General features: G+C 49.3%; 16 protein-coding genes and 1 tRNA gene. 6 read left to right on the forward strand and 11 right to left on the reverse strand.

The window, feature by feature from the left end; genetic code table 11:
• Positions 1 to 12: 12 nt before the first annotated feature.
• From TERTU_RS18410 to TERTU_RS18430, 5 genes are all read right to left on the reverse strand, one after another.
• Positions 13 to 1,380, reverse strand: a complete 1,368-nt coding sequence (locus TERTU_RS18410; protein ID WP_041590325.1) for a TniQ family protein — start codon at positions 1,378 to 1,380, stop codon at positions 13 to 15.
• Complete coding sequence (locus TERTU_RS18415) at positions 1,373 to 2,455, reverse strand: ATP-binding protein (protein ID WP_015819655.1); 1,083 nt, start codon at positions 2,453 to 2,455, stop codon at positions 1,373 to 1,375. Before TERTU_RS18415 ends, TERTU_RS18410 begins: the two co-directional genes overlap by 8 nt.
• Positions 2,455 to 5,079, reverse strand: coding sequence for a DDE-type integrase/transposase/recombinase (locus tag TERTU_RS18420; RefSeq protein WP_015819189.1), 2,625 nt, complete (start codon positions 5,077 to 5,079; stop codon positions 2,455 to 2,457). The genes TERTU_RS18415 and TERTU_RS18420 overlap by 1 nt, the downstream gene beginning before the upstream one ends.
• Positions 5,080 to 5,364: 285 nt before the next feature.
• On the reverse strand, positions 5,365 to 5,748 hold the full coding sequence (locus tag TERTU_RS18425) for a helix-turn-helix domain-containing protein (RefSeq protein WP_041590326.1): 384 nt from the start codon (positions 5,746 to 5,748) through the stop codon (positions 5,365 to 5,367).
• A gap of 426 nt (positions 5,749 to 6,174) precedes the next feature.
• Positions 6,175 to 6,660, reverse strand: coding sequence for a hypothetical protein (locus TERTU_RS18430; protein WP_015817316.1), 486 nt, complete (start codon positions 6,658 to 6,660; stop codon positions 6,175 to 6,177).
• Positions 6,661 to 6,775: 115 nt separating this feature from the next.
• Here TERTU_RS18430 and TERTU_RS18435 point away from each other — a divergent pair, with 115 nt between their 5' ends.
• Together TERTU_RS18435 and TERTU_RS18440 are read left to right on the forward strand one after the other, a co-directional pair.
• Positions 6,776 to 6,970: a hypothetical protein gene (locus TERTU_RS18435; RefSeq protein WP_012779307.1), complete on the forward strand. Its 195-nt coding sequence runs from the start codon at positions 6,776 to 6,778 to the stop codon at positions 6,968 to 6,970.
• 444 nt (positions 6,971 to 7,414) lie between these two features.
• Positions 7,415 to 8,122 (forward strand): hypothetical protein, encoded by a 708-nt coding sequence (locus TERTU_RS18440; protein ID WP_143876301.1) that lies wholly within the window; start codon positions 7,415 to 7,417, stop codon positions 8,120 to 8,122.
• A gap of 332 nt (positions 8,123 to 8,454) precedes the next feature.
• Here the strand turns inward: TERTU_RS18440 and TERTU_RS18445 are convergent.
• From TERTU_RS18445 to TERTU_RS18470, 6 genes are all read right to left on the reverse strand, one after another.
• Positions 8,455 to 8,530, reverse strand: a tRNA-Phe gene (locus TERTU_RS18445).
• A gap of 219 nt (positions 8,531 to 8,749) precedes the next feature.
• Positions 8,750 to 9,190, reverse strand: coding sequence for a cyanase (gene cynS, locus TERTU_RS18450; protein WP_015817968.1), 441 nt, complete (start codon positions 9,188 to 9,190; stop codon positions 8,750 to 8,752).
• A gap of 19 nt (positions 9,191 to 9,209) precedes the next feature.
• Positions 9,210 to 10,928, reverse strand: coding sequence for a bifunctional protein-serine/threonine kinase/phosphatase (locus TERTU_RS18455; protein WP_015818548.1), 1,719 nt, complete (start codon positions 10,926 to 10,928; stop codon positions 9,210 to 9,212).
• A gap of 43 nt (positions 10,929 to 10,971) precedes the next feature.
• Entirely contained in the window at positions 10,972 to 11,784 is an 813-nt protein-coding gene (locus tag TERTU_RS18460) for a formate/nitrite transporter family protein (protein ID WP_012779332.1), read from the reverse strand.
• Positions 11,785 to 12,303: 519 nt separating this feature from the next.
• Positions 12,304 to 13,761 (reverse strand): protein adenylyltransferase SelO, encoded by a 1,458-nt coding sequence (locus tag TERTU_RS18465; protein ID WP_015820884.1) that lies wholly within the window; start codon positions 13,759 to 13,761, stop codon positions 12,304 to 12,306.
• 9 nt (positions 13,762 to 13,770) lie between these two features.
• Complete coding sequence (locus TERTU_RS18470; protein WP_015819120.1) at positions 13,771 to 14,130, reverse strand: cupin domain-containing protein; 360 nt, start codon at positions 14,128 to 14,130, stop codon at positions 13,771 to 13,773.
• A 124-nt stretch (positions 14,131 to 14,254) separates the two neighbouring features.
• On the opposite strand from TERTU_RS18470, the gene TERTU_RS18475 reads away from it, so the two are divergent.
• The 4 genes from TERTU_RS18475 (at position 14,255) to TERTU_RS18495 (ending at position 21,417) form a co-directional block, all read left to right on the forward strand.
• A complete protein-coding gene (locus TERTU_RS18475) occupies positions 14,255 to 14,815 on the forward strand; it encodes a Tll0287-like domain-containing protein (protein ID WP_015819699.1) in 561 nt (186 codons plus the stop codon).
• Positions 14,816 to 14,954: 139 nt separating this feature from the next.
• The gene (locus TERTU_RS18480) at positions 14,955 to 16,472 is read left to right on the forward strand and encodes a DUF3300 domain-containing protein (RefSeq protein WP_015820267.1); all 1,518 of its coding nucleotides are present in this window, start codon (positions 14,955 to 14,957) and stop codon (positions 16,470 to 16,472) included.
• A 158-nt stretch (positions 16,473 to 16,630) separates the two neighbouring features.
• Positions 16,631 to 17,197 carry a YSC84-related protein gene (locus tag TERTU_RS18485; RefSeq protein ID WP_015820984.1) on the forward strand — a complete coding sequence of 189 codons (567 nt, stop codon included), beginning with the start codon at positions 16,631 to 16,633 and terminating at the stop codon, positions 17,195 to 17,197.
• Between the two features lie 1,028 nt (positions 17,198 to 18,225).
• Complete coding sequence (locus TERTU_RS18495) at positions 18,226 to 21,417, forward strand: TonB-dependent receptor (RefSeq protein WP_015819863.1); 3,192 nt, start codon at positions 18,226 to 18,228, stop codon at positions 21,415 to 21,417.
• Positions 21,418 to 21,675: the final 258 nt, after the last annotated feature.

Here is a 21,675-nt window from a genome sequence, read left to right on the forward strand (position 1 = left end):
ACAGATTAATCTTTAGTCGCCCCCTGGCCAGAGTGACTTATAAACATCCTGAAACGCACCCAGCAAGTGCTTCACATCTTCCCGTCGCAAGTCAGAAGGCAGCATATAGTTCAGATCGCGTAGTTTCCTCTCACTTGGATATACTCCCACCCTCGCCAAGCTGAATATCCCTTCCACCAGCTTTTCCAATCGTGCTTGATGCTGATTCCGCCAAACCGTCTTTTCCCACGCTGACCGCCGCGCTGTAAGTATCGAATACTCCTCTGGAAAGTTATAGCGTATTGTCGATGTTCGTATATTGAACCTTGATGCGATGTGGCTCACCCTAATAGGAATTGTAGCGCTCGTAGTCAACGCTGACTGTAATGCCTTTAACAAATCAGTTCGCTTTCGCTTCGTTAGCTTCGACATGTCTATATATTTTTCACGAGGATGTGTCTTCCAATTTTCACTGCAGGTGAGAATATCTCGGTCAAAGAACAACTTATCGGGAGGAATATCGAGCCGGTAACAGATATCCAAAATACTTGGAAGATACGGTCGTTTCTCTTTATTAATTAAACGACGTAACATCCGGGTATCGCACTGCACCAGCTTACTAAACTCAAGAACTGTTATTTTCTGCGTTTCTAGAATACGTGTCAGGGCGTTGGATACTACATCGCTGGTAATTATTATTCTATTTTTAGTAACTTTATGGATAAGCGCATAGACCGCATGCGACAACCATAGCTCATGACTTGTAAAATTTTCATCCTGGCTGCTTGGTTTATCGTGAAACAATACTCGTCCGCACTTGTCGCAAACATGTAGCCTTGGAAACCATCCAAATATATTCTTTTCCGCTCCGCACACTGTGCAGCTGTCCTGAAGCTTAATTCTGTGTATCGCACAAACTCGCGTTTGTTGAAGCGTCCAGTACAGCCTTTGGTAAGGCGACCGACCTTTTTCATTGTCTTCATGCCAGCACAATGGGCACCAAACCATGCTCTCTCTTAATACGCCGTGCGCATGATAATCACATAGGAACTCAATAGGCGTTAGAGTTAAAAAACGACCATCTATTTTTCCTTCGGAGGCCATAGAAACAGACTGCGCCGCCCTGACAGCGAGAAGATTGTAGCCATTCAATGTATGCGAATACCTCGGATGCAGAGGTTTTACCGATCCATCGGGCAACATCGAGGCCTGGAGGCGTGTCAGATACCCGAATGCCCCTTCAGATATCTGCTCCGCCTGTCGACTGAGATAACTAGAAATTGATTCGATGTCGCCGGTTCCTTCACCAGATACAGGTAACGGTAAAAAATAAGGATATCGCTCTCGCTTTAAGGATATGCGGCACGTCGGCGCCGCATCGATTTTCGTTAAATCAATCATCGTGTACAGGGTACCTTCTCGGTGAAGATTTTCCCGGCCGAGTATTGCGCGACTTTGTGGGTCGACTAAAATCCATATCATATTGATAGGGGTCTGCAATCACTTCATCTGGATTGAAAGCTTCCTGCGCGGCATCATAAAATGCCTCAAAGTTTTTTATCGCCTTTTCCATTGTTGTCAAGCGATCTCGGGAAGCACGATGCTTTCTCCATATTCCTAGGGTTACTTGATCGACTCCTTTATCCAAACAATAGCTTATGCAGTCATGAATCCAGCTAACCAACATCCCTGGGCAACCTAGTGTATGATTGTAAATAAATAAAAAATCGTTATTTATCTTTTCATCCATTTTGATGTTGAGTGACTCGACTAAACCCTTGTAAAAGCTCGCGTAATATTCAAGATCCTCTTTAGTCTTTCTGTATCGAGGAAAGTAGATTGATGTTACACGTCGAGATAACTGTTCATTTAGATCTAAGATACCCTCAGCCTCATGTGTACCAAATAAAATAAATTTAGTATCCATCGTATTCGCCCAATACTTTAGTCTATTAACGTTTTCCTTTTTATCATTTTCAGACACTTGGTCCACAAAATTCTGTGCTTCATCAATAACGAGAACAATGGGCTTTAGCACATTGATGCGTGTGCGTACCAGACGCTCCAATTGCCCGATAGTTAGTCTTGAGTTGTTACCAGGGTTCTGCCCTTTTCGACGCAGCTCGGTGACGGTGTCAAAATCAAATTTGTACTTAAAACAGTTATCACCAAGTAGCAGCAGAAGCTCCTCAAGGAAAGATCGCCAGGGAAACTTATTATTTACTTGACAAGGTGCTTCGATAACCACCGGCTTTGCACGATTTGGCTCCCAGCCCGCGTTAAGCCGCTCACAAAGGAATGACTCGAGCCGTAGCGTGGTCCTGGTCTTTCCGGTACCCGTTGGTCCGATCACACAAAGGAATGTATCTGAACGGCCGTATTGCGCATAGGTTGAGAGAGAATCAAATACCTTTTCACCAATCATATGCTTGACGTATATTTGCTTGGCCAATACTTCCAAAATATTTTCATCCATTACTTATCCACCTCGTGAATTTCAACATCGGCGGCTTGGATACATCCGATATCAAAATTATCAGCCAATTGATCGCCGTCTTTTATACCCTTAGCATCCAACTGTTCCGCGTTATTCTGGGAAAACAGCAACATCTCCTTCTGTTCGAGACTAGCCATGGATATACCCGGCGATGATTTTCCTTTCAAATAAAGGCGTTTCTGTTTCAAGTTACGAGCATAGACTTCGAGATGTGGATATCTGACGCCTTTGTCAAAGCACTCTCGGAGCAGCAAATCAGTCGTATTGAGCTGAACCCATATTTTGTCAATCAGCGCCCAAATAAAACGAATATCATAGGGATCGTATTTCGCACGAACTCTACGCTTTTCGCCGTGGTACCCCGGTATGCTCTTCGACAAAAGATAGTTGATATTCTTGTATTTAACCTGATTTTTAAGAATCACAATTTTTCCGTCTTTTCCTCCTTTAATATCAGGCAAAGTCGCAAAATAAAAATGTTTTTCTGATTTCACTTTTGTACCAGGCTTCTCATCAAATTGCGCAATCGATTGCTTAAATCGGTTTTCCGGTGTATCACAAATACCTGATCGGTGGACATTAGGGTAGGCAAAATAGGCGTACTCTTTTAACGCAATGAAGAAATCGTCAGGCTGCCATACCGCTAATTTTTTTGGGTTGTGTGTTGACGACAAGCTTCGACCCAACTTTTGTAGCTGCTTATTTCCTAATAAACAATGAACGAACTCCGTTTCTGCGATTCCAAAGATACGTTCGATATTTGACCCGTGCCGAGAATAACCAACGGGTCTTCTCCGCTTGTGCATACCCAGAGTGGCTAATGTTTTGTCCATGTAGGTGCTTTCAAAATCAGGCCCTCGATCTAGCGCTATCCAGATTGGTAAAACACCGTGCCGCTTGAAACATTCCCTCAACAACATCATTGTCGCGCGGTATGAAGGTTTTTCAAAAGAGACATAGATGGCGAGAATGACACGTGAGTAGCCGTCATACATCACACTCAGATGCAAGGTACCCGGCAACACGGACCCATTTAGCTTGGAAATAAAGCACATTTCAATGGGTGAGTGATCGATATGCGCGATTTGGAACGCGTGATCTCCGTGATAGGGAAGGCTCTGCGATAGGTCTATATCTCTCGGTTCCGGGCCTAGAGCATAGGCGGCCCGCTGACCTTGTTGTATTCGAACTCTTTCCACAAAATCACTGTATTGGGCAAAACGCTTGTAGAACGTCTTCGAGGAGGGTACCTGCAAGTATCGTGTCTCTGCTTCCCGTACAAAATCATCAAAGTATCGTTTTAATTTTGGTGGCGATTTAGTCAATGCTTTTTCGAAATACGATTCCATGAGTTTGATAACGGGCTTTGATAATCTCGCTTCTCTATTTCCACGTTTGTGAGTCTGATCAATCAATCCGATAAAACCGTCCCCATGCTGCCTAATCGCTTGCTCAAAACGAGCTTTTAAGCGACTAATCGTACGCTTACTCACCGTTTGTGTCCGAGGGTCGCCATTGAGTATAGCTTGCCGTTTTTCCGCTTCCTCGAGTCGGCGATTCGACGTTGATACAATAAGTTTCTGCGCTTCGGTTTCGTAGGAAGATAACAAAGAGCAATATATTTCTTTATCATTTATCAAACGGTATAAATCGTCTCGCTTGAGACAGATTCTTGCTGCCCCATTAAGTAACTCAATCGACATTTCTGGATCAGCAGAAAAACGTAAAACGTTCCATTCTTTGTTATTCCACCAGAGCTTCGACTCCCTCTCAAGTTGCATGACCTCCGTGACAGGGATTAGCTCGTGCTGCTTTTTAAGTTTTTTTAGAGCCCTTAAAGTGATATCACAGTCATATATCCAAACGTTGTCGGGCTCAACCAGCAACTCTGCGTCGATATCGAAGAATAGCTTCGATTGAAGAACTCCAGATATAAGCTTTTTCTGCGGAAAGAGGTCGTAGAGTGACGAAAGTCTTAACCGGCTACCCAATCGACGAAGCGAATCTTTAATTTCGGCATACGTTTGTTCATCCAGTGCATCACGATCATCCACAAAGCCAAGAAGAAAAAAGCAATTCCGAGTAAAGTTAACGCTAAAATCGGTGTCTTTAACGACTCGATGCCCAAACCCATACTTGGAGCACGCTTCTTGGGCCGGTGGAGAAATAAAATTCTCATTCTGCTTTACGTACATAGTGTCATTTGATGCAGCAAGACTAACAAGGTCTTTGAACCTCTTACATTCCACAACATATACGCACTGATTTTCAATAACTAAAAAATCAAAAATGGCTTGATAACCAACTTTCTTCCCGTTAATGAAATAAGTGATCTTAATGGCTTCAGGCTGATCCAAGTACAGCACCACCGCAGGATTGAACTCACACCAGAATAAAAACGGTCCCTCAGCATGCCTTGATTCTGAGTTAGTAGTAAATCCGTTCTTGCGAGATGCGATGGTATCGTGAACGCAGCCATAGTTGCCTTTACCCCGTCGTGCGGGCGCCATTGCCGAATAACAGCGCATCACATAAGCGATCCCCTCACCCGGCAAGCCAAGGCGTCTTAGGTGGCGAAGTAGATCTTGCTTTTTAACAATCATATTGAGTCTCCTCACTGCACATGCATGAGTATTCCAGCGGTGAAAAACACAGGCGCAAGGGCCCCCTAAGCCCCGCATGTTGTAAACAGCGCCATATTCAGGGTGTAGGAATACTCATTACCGATTTAGGTAATGAAATTGATAAAATGTGGGACGACAGCAACCGTCAGGCTTGACGAGAGGTTTTTGAAGTGAGAAACTCAAAGTGCTTACTTTTGAGAGCGATCTCATTCAAAAACGGGTCAGGCCTTTGGTTTGTCCCGTTTTACTTTCTGAAGCCGTCGATTATTTCGATATCCCCTCCTTTTCTGTCGGTTTTTCAGTCATTTTCAACGCTAGCAACATAAGCTGGACTTGCTCATCGCTCAACGTCCCCAGTCGCTGCCAAAGCGCATGTACGAGTTCATATTCCCGTACATTGGCCTGGCGCGGTATTCTTCTCAGTGGTTTGGATATTTCTGCGGAAGCCAAAAGGCTTGCTGCTTCTACATCGCTCAAGCTAAGTGCATACACAATTTTATTCAGAACCGGAGTGGAAGCTGGCCCTTTGTGCCCGTTCTCCATCGACGAAATGTAACAAGGCTCGACACCGATCGATTGCCCGAGTTGGGTCTGGCGTAATCCCCTGCTCCTGCGCAATTCTCCAAGCACCACACTAAATGGAGTCATTTGTATTTCCCCATTTTGGAAAAATAGATTACACCGCAGAGTAAGAGATACCAAACTGCCAGTCAAATCATTAGATAGATTTTTCGTTTTTATCGCACTATTTAATAACTAAACTAATCTGTTAAATAAAAATTCAACAGAAAACCAGTTTTGAGGCTGTACTTATTATTTCAGTGGTAATCATATTTAAGCGCATATTTAGATTTTATATACCGAACGTATGGATTTATTTAGTTGATCTGCATTTGAGGTTGTGCTTATGGGTTTTGAGGTTGTACTTATGGGTTTTGAGGCTGTACTTATGGGATTAGAGAACACGCTTATGAACTAATAACTTGCGATGAATATGAGGTTTTTCAGTTACAGCTATTCACTTTATCGAATTCGGTATAGATCGATTCCTTCGAAAATTTCAAAATCAACAGGTCAGTACTCTTCCAGAAGACTGATAATGTAATCATTTTCCAGAATCTCTGTTCGGATAGCGATAATCGCAAACACGGCGAAAACGGCACCAAATAGTGTACAGATAAAAACTATCAAGGAACCCAGATCGGAACTGATTTTTAGAATTGATCCCAGACCCAAAAAGGAAACAAACCACAACAAAGTCGAGATAAATGTTAGTGATTCAGAGAGATGTGCATTGGTTTGTTTTCGGGCTAGTATTTCCGCTCTTACTTCCTTTCGCATTTCAGGGTCCTGTACAAGCCTTTTTTCCATCCATTCCAGTCCAGTGTCAGCAATCTGTCGCTGAATAGACGTTAGGTGGTTTCGCTTGAACAACGAAGTGTAGAACCGTAATGGCACATTTTTCCACTTAAAACGCTCCCTGCTAAATTCACGGTGTTCCTTGATATGATTGCGAATAACATGTTGCAATTCGGCTTGATACGTATTCGGATTATTCATTCGAGTGCATCCTTATAAAAACCACCGATCACGCGGCGGCGCATGTTGACATGCAATAATTCCTGATCGAAAATCAGCGTTTCGCCACCTACATTCAAAGCTAGAGGAAAAAGCGATGCGCACAGATCTGGACAGAGATAGCGAAGATCTGTTTCAACGCAGGCTTCTTGAAAAAGAAGCGCAAAGCGAAGCACTGTTTTCTCACAAAAATGTCTATACTAAAGCCTTCCAAGACTACGTTCGACAGCAAGTTTTTGAAAAGCACAAAAGAATAACCGTTGGAAAGCCTGCTTTTGCACCCAAGTTTTAAGTGTCGAGCCCATTATGGCTCGTTTGTCTCCAGGAAACGACTAAATACTCCTTAACATCATGTATCCCCGAAATACTCCATTCAAGATTTTTTTTACTATTATCTCCCATTACTGTGAGTGGGCCATGTTGCTCTTATCATTTGCTTTTTCTTTACCCTGTGGAATGCTATCGGTACGTTTAAATCTAAAGCATCTACACATAACCAGAGAGGACATATTATCACTCACAACAAAATTACCAATAAAGATAGGCATGGCCCAAGCGCAGCAATCGCTTAGCGCCTTCCCATCGACAGCTCACTTACCCTATGAATGATTGGTGTTATTACTTTCAACCTACAGATATTCACTTAATCCAAAGCGTTCCGCAGGGAGAGATGGGGTTTATCAGGAGAGTGAGGGACGACCTGGAGTCAGCGCTGAAGCGTACGCAGGAATCCAATATGTATATTTACAACCCTTCATGTGCTTCTGATTTAACTTTTATATTATCGAATATAGCAAGCCGTCTGACGTCAAATACTAACCCACTCCTTCAATTGGATTTTCACGGACACCGAGAAAACGGGTGCCTACTCGCTTCAGGCGAGTTCGTTTCTTGGCCGAGCTTGTCACATAGTCTCGGAGAAATAAATCTTCGATGTAAAAACCGCTTAGCAGTAATCTCTTGCGCATGTTTTAGTTTTAAACTTATCCGACTCGATCGCCTCGACGTACCTGCACCATTTAATTTTCTTGCCGCGCCAAGCGAGGAAATTACTATCGGCTCGCTTCAGCAGAGACTTACCCGATTTTATCAAGCACTTATCGATCAACGAGATCTCGAAAACGCCCTTAAGTCACTCCAGCCTGAATTCTCATTCCATTGGCCTGAGTATGATCTGTTTTTTGTCATTCGCGATGAATTAAACAAGTACAGGGGAAACAAGGGGCGGAAAAACTTAGAAGAAGCTGTTAGCAGCGCAATAGTGTCTGGCCAAATAGAGCCCAATCAAATTGCTGTATTGCGAAGAAGGCTCAGAAGATTAGCTCAGGACTTTACTGAGGCAGATTTAGCAAAGTTGGTGCATGATTATCTGTGTGGCCGAAAACCGTTTTTCACAGTTGAGGACCTGCGCACCATTGAAAGAAACCCGTACTGGATGCGCTGACTTTGTTGGTCTATCGGGTCAGGATGCAAGACAGCTCCATCTTTTACAAGAACCTTCAACGCGGATCAACAACGTGATTGGAACACTAGGTCATTCAGGCCAGATAAACGTTTGAAAAACCGCTAGAAAGCACCGCCAAACTGATGAATATTGCCAGAAACGACGTTTCCTTTTTGGCAAACAAAAAGCCCCGAACCGTGATGGTTCGGGGCTTTCAGCGTATCGGGCCATGCGTTGAAGCATAACTTGTCTACCCCGTAGTTCACCCATAATCTGTCATTTTGTACAGGTTATGGGTGAATCCACACTCAAATAAGCGGGGTTTTTTTATGTGGTGCCCAGAGGCGGAATCGAACCACCGACACGGGGATTTTCAATCCCCTGCTCTACCGACTGAGCTATCTGGGCGTTTTGGCTTGTGGCGGCTGCGGCCACGAAGGGTGCGTATTAAACCCGTTGGGGGCGATCTAGTCAAGGGGGTTTATACGCTTTTTTTCTTAGATATTACCGGTAAGAGTTTAGCGCTGTTGCCTACGGTTGATGGGTGTTGATTTTGTAGTCAGCACTGGCTCAAAAGTAGACAGGTTGGGCTAATTGGGTGGCGCAGCGGCGCTGCGCCGGATTGGGTTACCAGGCTTTGTAGGGCAGGAACTTCCCGTTCAGGGTAAGTACAACGCGGTCGCCTTTGGGGTTTTCTTCTTTCGCCACGTCCATGGTGAAGTCGATGGCGCTCATAATGCCATCGCCAAACTTTTCCTGGATCACTTCTTTCAGAGTATCGCCGTATACGCCAACCACTTCGTACAGGCGGTAGATTAATGGGTCTTGCGGCACTTCTTTGTCCCAGGCTTTGGTGGGGTATTCCATTAACGCGGCTTTGGCGCCTTCTGGCAGTTCCAGGTAGGCACACAGCTTTTCGGCTACGGCTTCAGGCATGCTGTTCATGCCCAGGCAGGCAGAGGTAACCCACACGGTGCCCATACCCAGCTCGGCGGCTATGCCTTCCCAGGTGAGGTTGCGTTCTTTTTTAGCGAGGATGATAGCTTCTGTCACGTCGATTTTTTTCATGGTTTACTCCGATTGGTGGTTACAGTTGTTGGGCCAGCAGGCCGAGACATATTACAAACAGGATGGCGGAAACCCCCTGCCAGAAGGCGACGGGGTTGCGCTCTATAAAGGGAGGGCGTGCCTGGTTCTGGAAATTGCGGTTAGGGTGTCGCAGGTCGTAGATAAATTCTGACAACACCGGGTAGCGCTTGTGGGGCTGGATGTGGACCGCTTTTTTAAGGCTGTGGTCGATCCAGTCTGGCACATCACTCCTGATCTGGATTAACGGGCGGTAGCGCAGCTTGCGCTGAGCCGCGCGGGAATGACTGCTGGAGACCTGACTGCCGTAGGGCAGCTGACCGCTGAGCATGTGATAGCAAATCACCCCCAGGGAGAACAGGTCGCTGCGGGTGCTGCCTTCTTCGCCAACAAAATACTCTGGTGCGGTGTACTGCGCTGTGCCTTGAATATCGTGGGTTTGGCGGATTTCCGCCACGCCAGCAACCCGGGTGGAGCCGAAATCGATGATTTTTACGGTGCCGTTGGCATCGAGCAGTACGTTGGCAGGTCGCAAGTCTTGATGGATCATTTCCTGGCGATGAAACGCCTGCAGCCCTTTGGCAATCTGCTCAATAATCGCCCGCACACATTCAAGGCTGGGCTGCGGGTTGTCGCGCATCCATTGGGCCAGGGTTTGGCCTTCGATGTAGTCGGTTACCTGGTACAGGTAATTGCGCTTGCGGCCAGCATCGAACGCGGGCAGCACGTGGGGGTTATGGATGCGCCTCGCTATCCAGTCTTCCATTAGGAATCGCTCGAGGTAGAGCGGATCGTTACGCATTTCCACCGAGGGTGTTTTTAACGCAACCTTGCGACCAGTGTGTTCGTCGCTGGCGAGGTACACGTGGCTGCGGCTGCTGATGTAAAGCTCTCGCTCAATCAGGTAACCGTCGAACGTCATACGCGCCTGTAAGCGGGGAGGCAGTGGCAAGGTGGTGATCTGTTCGCTGACCTCGCCCACCTGCTGATCGGGCAGTTGCTCTACCCGCACTAGTTGCACACTGAGGTTGTCGTCGCTGCCTGCCGCGAGAGCCTGCGCCACCAGCAGCCGCGCCGCTGCGCTGAAATCGTCGTCGTTCGCCGCCAGTGCGGCGCTCACCAATTCCGGCGTGGTGTGCTCGTAGACCCCGTCGCTGGCAATCATAAAGGTATCGCCTTCCTCTACCGCCAGGGCGCGATAGGCCAGCACCAGGTTTTGCTGCATACCCAACGCGCTGGTGAGGTAGCTGTTGGCGCTGTCTTGATAGTGACGGTGGTCTTCGGTGAGTTGTTCTAGCTGGTTGGTGTGCACCCGATATACACGGGTATCGCCAGCGTGAAAAATATGGATTTTATGCGCTTTAAAAATAGCCGCGCTAAAGGTGCACAAATACCCTTTTTCGCGGTTGTAGCGGTAGGGGCCATTGCGGGTTTGGGAGTAGAGCCAGGAGTTGGTGGCGCTGATTACGCTTTCCGCGGCTTTGCGGACCGACCAGGCTTCGCTGGTGCAATAGTAATCCTGCAGGAAACTCGAAACCGCAGCTTCGCTGGCCACCTGGCTCACGTTACTGCTGCTTACGCCATCTGCAATTGCCAGGGTGATGCCCTTGGTGCTCAGCAGTGGTTCCTTGGGGATGCATGCGCCTAGTGCGTCCTGATTAACCGCTTTTGCGCCTTTACTGGAATACTGCCCCAGGCTTACACGTAAGGTTTTTTTCATTCAAAAAAGCCTCCACCCCGCAGGGTGGAGAGGGAGAGTGGTATTAAGCAACGGTGCGATTGGGGCTGGTACGCACATGCGTGAGGTACAGCGGCAAGCCAACCAATAAAAAGCCGCCCACCAGGTTACCCAATGCGGTGGGAATTTCGTTCCAGATAAAGTAATCCGCGATGGTGAAGTCGCCACCCATGATCATGGAGAACGGGAACAAGAACATGTTAACAATAGAGTGCTCAAAGCCCATGAAGAAGAACAGCATTACGGGCATCCACATCGCAGCCATTTTGCTACCGGCTGAGGTGGAGATCATTGCGCCAACCACGCCCATGGATACCATCCAGTTGCACAGCATGCCGCGAATAAAAATGGTGAACCAGCCGGAAAGGCCGTGCTCTTTGTAACCCAGGGTTCGGCCTTCGCCAATGTGGCTGACTTTATCCGCAATTGCGCCACCGTCGACGCTGTAGCCATAGGTAAGAATGAACGACATCATAAACGCGGTGGTCAGTGCGCCAGCAAAGTTACCGCAAAATACAATACCCCAGTTGCGTAGCACACCGCCCAGAGTAACGCCGGGGCGTTTGTCGATCAGTGCGAGTGGCACGAGGGTGAACACGCCAGTGAGAAGGTCAAATTTCATCAGGTACAACATGATGAAACCGACGGGGAACAGGATTGCGCCAACCAGTGGCTGACCGGTTTTAACCGCGACAGTAATTGCGAATATAGCGGCCAGACCGAGGATCGCACCTGCCATAAACGCTCGAATAAAGGTGTCCTTAGTGGACATGAAAACTTTCTGTTCTCCGGAATCGACCATCTTGGTCACGAATTCACTTGGTTCAATGTAAGCCATTGTGAGCCTCTTCAAAGTTCTAGCTATTGTTGATACATCAGACCGCCCGATGCCTGAGGCGCTAGAGCAATTAGCAGACCAAATTGCTTTATTTTTGTACAAACCATTGATATTGAAAGAAATTTTCGCCGTATTCGCCAACCGAATCAGACGACACACGACCATTTTCAGCACCATATCAATGCATAAATGCACTCAATAGACGCGAAACGACTAACCAAAACAACGTTAATCCTCAAGTCGCAAGCACAAAATCGCACCATCTACGTGCATATTGGCATTTTTCCTGTCAAACCCCGCATTGAGGGTTAGAATTCTCGCTCGTCAAAATCGATGGCAACACTGCAACTTTGGCAGTTGCACGCCAATGGTGCTCAAACAGTTATGCCCTGGGCAGCACCTGTGGATAAGCCTATCCGAGCCGACAGTTGCAATGGCAAATAGACGAAATAAGGCACCACAGGGGCTCTATGGTACCTGTCATTTATGAGCGGGATTTGCGGGCGCTGTGCTTAAGGCCTAGGTTCCGCAGAAGGTTTGATAACTGCGGTCGCCATCGGCGGGCGGGTCTTGGTAATTGGGGGTAGTCGGTAAATCCTGATAGGGGCGGCGCAATACTTTCAGCCAACTTTTCGCAGCATCCGGTGAGCCATTTTTAATGCACTCGTCGATAACCGCTTCCATATGGTGATTGCGAGGAATAACTACCGGGTTGTGGCGGCGCATGCCTTCCGCCACCACTTCTCGTGGACGCCCCTGCTGTTCAATGCGGGCTGACCAGGCTTGGTACCATTCCGGCCACTGACTTGCACAACGATCCTCATGTTGAGGGTCAATTAGCGAGCGGGTGAGTGAGTCGAAGCTGTTGGTGTAGTCCAGCCCCTGTTTGCGCAATAGCTGGAGAAAATCCTCGCACAGTGCTTTGTCGCTGTCGCCCTGTAGCCGGACGCCGGTTTTGCTGGCCAGCATGTGGTGATAGCGCTGCTCGAAATTCTGCGGAAACTCCCCGAGAAGGCTCTCTCCTATGGCGGTAGCCTGCTTTGAATCCTGGTCCAGCAATGGCAAGAAGCATTCGGTTAAGCGCGCCATATTCCAGTGAGCGATTGATGGTTGGTGGCCAAATCTATACCGGCCCATGGCATCGATTGAACTGAACACGGTATTCGGATTATACGTGCTGATCATCGCGCAGGGGCCGTAGTCGATGGTCTCACCAGAAATGGTGGTGTTGTCCGTGTTCATGACGCCATGCACGAAGCCAACTCGCAGCCATTCGCACACCAGCTCTACTTGCCGGCTGAACACCGCGCGCAAAAAGCCGCTGTATTTTTCCGGCCCTTCGCTGCTGGCCAACTCGGGGAAATGACGCGAGATCGCATAGTCGCACAAGCGCTCGATGGCATCTTTGTTACCTTGGGCATAAAAGTACTCGAATGTCCCCACCCGTAAATGGCTCGCAGCCACCCGGCACACCACGGCGCCAGGGACGGCATCGCCCCGGTAGACCTCATCGCCGGTCGTCACGACGGCCAAGGTGCGAGATGTAGGTACGCCAAGCGCGGCCATGGCTTCACTCATAATAAACTCGCGAACCGCCGGGCCCAGCCCGCACAAACCGTCTCCGCCGCGTGAAAAGGGGGTTGCACCAGAGCCTTTCAGTTGTACGTCGAATACCATATCGGTATCGCCGCGCAGCTCTCCGAGCAGGTGCGCGCGGCCATCGCCCAGGCGCGGATTAAAGTGGCCGAACTGATGCCCTGCGTAAGCCAGCGCGACCGGTTTGGAGTTTGGCAACAAACGCCCGCCACTGAAAAACCCCGCCGGGTCTTCCTGCTCCTGGGCCAGAAAATCGGCCACACCCAGTGATTCTGCCAGGCCCTGGTTCCAGAGAAATAATTGGGGGTTACTCGGTTGACGGGGCGTAGAGGGCAAATAGAAATCATCGCCCAACTGCAGGTAACTATTGGAAATTTGCATACAGTGCCTTTAAGCGCGGTAAAAAATGGCCAGCCATATTGTTGTTTCGTTTGGGTCCGTCCAACTAACGCGGTGCTTCTGGTGAGCGGGTATCAACAGGCTGTCGCCAACTTGCAAACTGATACTGCGCTCGATGGTTTCGTCAGAGCCAGTGCAAAAAGCAAGCCGCGCAGAACCTTGCAATACCAGCACCCATTCATTTTCGTCCTGATCGTACCAGCCTTCCGCCGGAGAACGGTGTCCGCGCGATAATATGCGCTCTATACGCAGGTTTTCGCTGCGAATCAGGTCTTGAAAAACTTCATCGGGCAGACTGGTTGGCACATCCGCCAAGACATTTTTTACAGCTAGGTTTGTCAATAATTCCACAGTGACACACGCTCCAGGGATAGTTGTTAGGAATTTTACGTAAACACGGGTAAAGATCGGCACCAGACGTAAATTAGCGTATGCTTATATAAAAATTCCGCCTCACCGCCATCAAGGAGAACCTATGTTCAAGATGTCTTTTACCCCGAAATCACGTGTTAACACAGCGATTGCACTCGCAGCCAGCTGTATGTTGTCTGGCCCGGCAACAGCCGAGGCATTTAAGCCTGCGGATGTCGTAGCGACCTTTCAACAATCGCTTGGTCGCGAACTTAAAGGCGCGATCCAGGCAAAGGGCCCGGCGAGTGCAGTCGACGTGTGCCATGCGCGCGCACCGGAAATTGCAGCACAAATAAGCAAGGATAAGGGCGTAACCGTGCGCCGAATCAGCGAACGCACGCGCAACCCGGAGGCAACACCGGACGCGCTGGATAAGCAGGTTCTCGCAGACTTTGCTACGGCAATTAAACAGGATGCCACCGCTAAACCATCCCGAACGGTAGAGTCGGCGGGTGGTCGGTCACGTTATTACTCGGCAATACGCATACAGCCCTTATGCCTGACCTGTCACGGCAGTGATCTCGCACCGGATGTCGCAGCCAGGTTAAAAGCTTTTTACCCTGACGATCGTGCCACTGGGTACGAGCTGGGCGAACTGCGCGGCGCCTTCGTCGTTGAATTCTAAGGGTAGTGAGATGCTGATCTTGTGAAATGTTGACCCACAGGAATACGGACCGCATCAGTATTCAGCTTTAGTTAAGGTTGACTATGTTTCACTGACTACCGAAAAGCGGGCTCTGGGCCCGCGCAACGGGAGCCAACCTATGAAACCACTCATCACCTTAATGCTGGCGCTGTTAGTGAGCTTCAGCGCTATGCGGGCGCTCAGTGAAGACGACGACTATACCTTTAGCGACGGCGAACTGGATGCCCTGCTCGCCCCTATCGCCTTGTACCCGGACACAGTACTTTCCCACCTACTCATTGCGGCAACTTATCCGCTGGAAGTGGTCGACGCAGAACGTTGGGCAAGGAATCAGAAAAACTCAGACCGCGCCGAGATTCTTAATCAAGCCGCGACCAAAAACTGGGACCCAAGCGTCCAGGCACTCACCCCCATTCCCGAAATTCTCGCGCGCATGAGTGAGGATTTATCCTGGACGGAGCGATTAGGCGACGCGTTTTTGCAGGATGAATCGCAGGTGCTTGAAAGTATTCAGCGGCTTCGCCAGCGCGCCTACGATGAAGGTAATCTCACCACCAACGACTACCAGTCGGTATCCCGCGACCAGGGCGACATTATTATCGAACCCGTACAACGTGAGGTTGTTTACGTTCCTTATTACGACACCCGGGTTGTTTACGGCCCGTGGTGGTGGCCGGTTTATCCCCCACATTTTTGGCTAAACCCCCACCGCCATCACGCTCACCAGGTCGGCCTGTTTTTTTGGGCGCCGGGATTTTTCCTGGGCCACAGTTTTTATTTTGGCGGCTTCCACTGGCACCACCGCCAGGTAGTGGTGGTTCGCCACAGCCATCGCAGCTACTACGAGGGCCATCGCCGTCTGGTTGTGCACCGCGACAGCCACCGCTGGCATCACAACCCGCAGCACCGCCGGGGAGTGAGCTACCACTCTCGCTCTGTCGCCAAACGCTATGCGGGAAATCACAGCATTCCATCGCACAGAATCGCGCATTATCAACGCGAACAAACAAACCGCGTTCACGACCAACGAGTAGCGCAGCAACGCCATGAAACGGTGGTAAACAATATGCGCCGCAGCCAGGCCACCTACCAGAACCGCCAAGAGCGCAGCAGCCCTGCGCGAGCAAACAGCCATGAGCGAACAAGCAGCCCTGAGCGGACGAACAGCCCTGAGCGAGCAAACAGCCATGAGCGAACGAACAGCCATGAGCAAAAAAACCGCAATGACCGCGATTCCAGCCGCGAAAGAGTAAACCGAGAACTCGCAAACCGCCCCGACGCTGACGAGCTCCGCGAGCGAATTAGCAGCCCTGAGCGCAACAGCCCTGAGCGCAATAAAAAAGACCACAACAGTGTCTCCCGTTACCAGGACAATCGACCCTCCACCAGCTTGGCGCGCAACCAACAACAGTCACAGGTAAAAGACCGTACCCGCAACGACTCAGGGGTGAGTCGCAACAATCAGCCATCGCAGTTGTCCAACCAACAGGAGCACAGAGGTGGACGTGTAACGCAAACCACATCACACAGCTCTTACCGGCGAGATGCAACAACGCGCAACAGTGGTCACAATTCACAGCGAGCGGAATCAGTTCATCGCTCGAGCAACGCGCGGCAACAGCATAGTAGTCGTTAAGCCTGTTACGTCGTTTCACCTTCACCACCGCGGATTTTCGAGCAGACGAAATACAACGCGGGTCAGTATTTACACGACAGTTATCTCGTACAAAAACTGGCGAAGTGCAAAATCATAACGGCGATCGCGCAGCGGTCGAATTACCATTGAGGGAATTTATGAAAGCTTTATTCACCCGTCTACTCGCATTTTCACTGTTGCTTGGCGCCGCACAAGCAAGCCTTGCAGATAGTTACAGCGAATCACTTAGAACGTTTAAAGAGTCTCCTGCCGTGCAAAAATTTTTAACTAACGCATACGGCTATGCACTCTTCCCCACTATCGGCAAAGGCGGCTTTGGTGTTGGCGGCGCCCACGGTAAAGGCAAGGTGTTTCGCAACGGTCAGGCGACGGGCGATACCAGTATGACCCAGCTCACTATCGGCCTGCAGATGGGCGGCCAGGCGTTTAGCCAAATCATTTTTTTCCAGGACAAGCACGCCTATAACCGCTTTACAAGCGGCAAATTTGAGTTCGGCGCCCAAGCCACCGCCGTTGCAATTACTGCATCCGCCAATGCACAAACCGGCACCACCGGTAATGCAGCCGGCGCAACAGGCAAGGCCGATGCGGGTAAACAGGTCTCGGAATACGTGAACGGAATGGCGATATTCACCTACGCGAAAGGCGGATTAATGTACGAAGCATCCGTAGGTGGCCAAAAGTTCACTTTCGACGCTTACTAAAAAACACTCTGTTTCTAGGGCCTGTTAACACTAATTCAATTCGCTCTGCTGGAGCCTGTATTTTCAGGGTGAAAGGCATTTTTGGCGTTGTTTAGCGGGCTAAACGAGCGAAAAATAACGCATCAGCCTGGAAATACAGGCCCAGCCCTGCGGGTTGCGGCTAAAATCCCGCTCTCAGCGTTGTTTATCGCTCATTTGGAACAACCAAACTATGCTCCAAACGCCTTGATAGCGAAATTTTAGCCGCAACAGAATGAATCGAATTAGTGTTAACAGGCCCTAGATAATTAATGCACCCCGACCCCGGTAACACTTTTTGTAAACTTGGCTAAGAGTGTTACCGATAGTCGGCGAAATTATCGCCGACAATTCAACCTGCCAACCTTTAACCACATTTCCACCGCGGTATCCTCGGTTTTCACCACTCGCTACCCGGCGAATAAAATGCGCTCCCACATATTTTTTACGGCTGCCATCCGCTATGCTTCGGCACATAAATAACGAACGCCTCGCCGGGAGCAATGCATTTTTCTGTTTTATGTCGATCAACGCTCAGTGGGAATATGCGTTGGTTTAGCCGCTTAATCTGAGTACCAAAGTAACACCTTATTTTATTTTCTTCACACACCTGAAGCTAACAGGTTCATCTCATCTAAAGCCATAAATCCAGCTGATGCATGCCCATTTCTGTATGCCACCGAATTCGTTCTTCGTTTATTGCTGCGCTAAGTTCTTATTTATTAAGATGCTGCGACATAAGAACGAATGCAGGGAAACGCAACAGCGCTACAAAGTGTGTTTGTAAAGCGATCAATAAAAATATAACCGTAAACATTCACCGCGCACTATTTACCCTTAAATACAAATAAACACCGATAGATACCGTTTATTTATTTCAGCAGTTTTCTACACAACACTGCTGGGGCTTCTTTCGCTCCAAAAAAGCGGCCGACAGCCATACGCGGCTAACGAAAACAGGAACAACAATAAAAAGCGTTTTTTATCTCAACCGAGGAGTAAGAGTCACTATGTTTATGAGAAGCAAACTATCGACTGCAATAGTCGGTGTTTTGGCAGCCTCAGCTACCATGCCGACGTTTGCGCAAAATGAAAACATCGAGGAAGTTCTCGTCACTGGTATTCGTGCCAGTTTAGAACAGGCGATGGATATCAAGCGATCCTCCGCGGGTGTTGTCGACGCAATTTCCGCAGAGGATATCGGTAAATTCCCGGATACAAACCTCGCAGAATCGTTGCAGCGTATCACCGGTGTTTCCATCGACCGGGTTAACGGTGAGGGTTCACAAATTACCGTTCGCGGCTTCGGTGCAGAATTCAATATGGTGACCTTGAACGGTCGTACCATGCCAGCCGGTTTCACGTATGGTGGCGGCAGTGGTGCAGGCGGTACCTTTGGTGGAGCAACCCGTGCGTTCGACTTCGCCAACCTCGCCTCCGAAAGTGTCGCGGGTGTGCAGGTGTATAAAACAGGCCGTGCGACTGTGGCATCCGGTGGTATCGGTGCAACGGTTAATATCAATACAACCCGCCCTCTGGACAAAGAAGGGTTGTCCTACACCATCGCAGGTAAAGCCGTACACGATACCAGTGTGCGCATTGGTGATGACTTTACGCCAGAGCTATCCGGCTTAATGAGTTGGAGCGACGGTACCTTTGGTGTGTCCGCCGCCGCGAGCTACCAGGAACGGGATTACGGTTCTGCAGGTGCTGCTGCTAACAACTGGAATATCGCACAATGGGATCACGAAAGTCCCCCACTCTATGGTTTTGCACCAAACGCAGTTATTAACAACGAACCCGAAGATGGACAACTTTTCGCACGCCCGAACGACTTCCGCTGGGCATACTCTGATAAAGAACGCGAACGTACCAATGCGCAGCTGACTCTGCAATGGGCGCCAACCGACAGCATTGAAACAACCCTGGATTATGTCTACGCGGAAAACCATTTGTGGGAGCATCGCGGCGAATGGTCACAATGGCTCGCCAACGGCAATTCAATCACCCGCGTAGATTTCGATGATAGCGCCGTCGCAACGCCGATACTCATTCAGGAAACGCACTCACCCTCAAATAAAGACGTGGGGTACGAACAGCAGCTGCGCGAACAAACCAACAAGCTGGATTCGGTCGGGTTTAATATCGAGTGGCAAGCCAACGACAGCCTCAAACTCGCGCTCGACGTGCACGACTCCAGTATGGAGAACATGCCCACCGGCCCTGGGGACGCAGGTGAAATCGCAATATCGATCGGTACGCCTGTATCCGCCGCCTACACCTACGACTTCAGCGGCGACCTGCCCGTCGCCAGTTTTGTGCTGGAAGATTCAAACACCCCGGGCACACCTGGCGTGCTGGATGAAAAAGACGCAGGTAGTGCGCAAGGTCGTGTGTTTTACGCCGCGCAAACCATGGATATTACTCAAGTCCAATTCGACGGCTCGTTCGACTTTGGTAACGGTGCTATCGATTTCGGCATCGATCACACCAAAACCGAAATGGTGCAACAGGCATCCACTCGCCAGGTTAGCCTCGGCAACTGGAACGTGAGTTACCCCGGTGAATTTGCGGACGGTACCTTCTCCACGTTCAACTTCGCCGATCAGTACGACGATTACGACATGGACGGTTCGTTTACCTCAGGTATTCGCGCTAACGACATGGTCGACCTCTGCCGCCAAACAGAAGCGCTCTATGGTGTTAACGGTACCCAGGAGAAGCAAGACTGGGTTTGCGCAATCGACCCTAACTTTACTCAAGATAACCGTGTAGAGGAAACGGTCACAGGTTTATTCCTGCAACTCACGTTGGAAGGTGAACTGGCAGATATGCCATTCCATATTCTGGCAGGTTTGCGTTACGAAGAAACCGATCTCACGTCTACCGCGCTTCTACGCCGCCCACTTTATCGCGTGTGGCAAGGTAACAACGATTTCCAAATTACTGAATATGCACCCGGAGATAAAGTCCCTATCGCAATTGATCACCAGTACAACAATATGATGCCAAGTTTCGACTTCGACATCGAACTGTTGGATAACCTGGTCGGGCGTTTTTCCTTCAGTAATACTATCGCCCGCGCCAACTATGGCAACCTTTATGCCGGTGCCAGCAACTTCCAACAAACCGACCCTACAGGCTATCGCGGCGCTCAACCTTCGGCAAACCGAAACAACCCGGAACTGATGCCGCTGGATTCGAAAAACCTCGATCTGTCTTTTGAGTGGTATTACAACGAAGGCAGCTACGCATCTGTCGGTCTGTTTGAAAAACGGGTAAATAATTTTATCGGTACCGGGCAAGCCGTTGAAACACACTATGGCATGGTAGACGCCAGCGCAGTCGGCGGAGAAAACTCACGCATGAATGCGGTCTATGCCAATCTCGCCGGCCTCGGCTATGACGACCCGGATGCAAACCAGCTGTTTGCCGCGGCCGTCTGTGCCACCTATGACACGGACTATATGGCAGGCTACAGCAGCGCAGAAATTACACAACTGCAGGCGGAGTGTTCCAACCCAGATAACTTCGTACCAAATAACCTCGAGGAGTTTACCCCAGTCGATGCTAACGGCAATGACGTGCTCGATGACAACGGCAATCCTGTTGTTGCGAACTGGTTAACCTGGGTAGAAAGTAAATACGATGTCAACGGTCTGATGACTGACAGCGAACACCCACGATACTCCGCAGACCCAGAAGCCCAATGGCAAACGTCTTACCCCATTAACAACAAAGAGGCCCGCATCTATGGTTCTGAATGGGCGGTGCAACACTTCTTCGGTGAGTCTGGTTTCGGTATTCAAGCGAACTACACCACGGTTAACGGCGATGTCAGCTTCGATGATTTAGCACTGCCAAGCGAGCAACAGTTCGCCCTGTTGGGCCTGAGCGACACCATGAACATCGTAGGTATCTACGAGAAATATGGCTTCCAGATGCGGATTGCCTATAACTGGCGTGATAGCTTCTTGCGCCAAACCAACCAGGGTGGCTCCAACAACCCGGTGTATGTTGACGAGTACGCACAGTGGGATATGAACGCGTCTTACGACATTATGGAAGGTTTGAGTGTGTTCTTCGAAGGTCTCAACCTGACTGGTGAAAACGTTCGTTGGTACCAGCGCTCAGAGCACATGACTTACTTCCTGGAAGAACTGTCTCCTCGCTATCAATTGGGAGTTCGTTACAGCTTCTAGGTTTTTGCCCCAAGTGACTAGTCGCTGAAGAGGGGAGTAATTCAGCCCCTCTATCTCAATTGAACCAACCCCGGCCCCGCCGGGGTTTTTATTTTTGGAGGTGTACAAAAATGTCGAAATCTCGATTTTGTAACTCCAGTAAGCAGGTTCATGGGGAAACCACGGAACAACCACATTAAATAGATTCAGCCGCCAACCACCGACATACATGAATTATCGGCGGTGGATTCGAGCAGTAACAGTATTTAGAAGGGTTCG

Origin of the sequence: Teredinibacter turnerae T7901 (assembly GCF_000023025.1) — a bacterium.
Classification (GTDB): domain Bacteria; phylum Pseudomonadota; class Gammaproteobacteria; order Pseudomonadales; family Cellvibrionaceae; genus Teredinibacter; species Teredinibacter turnerae_B.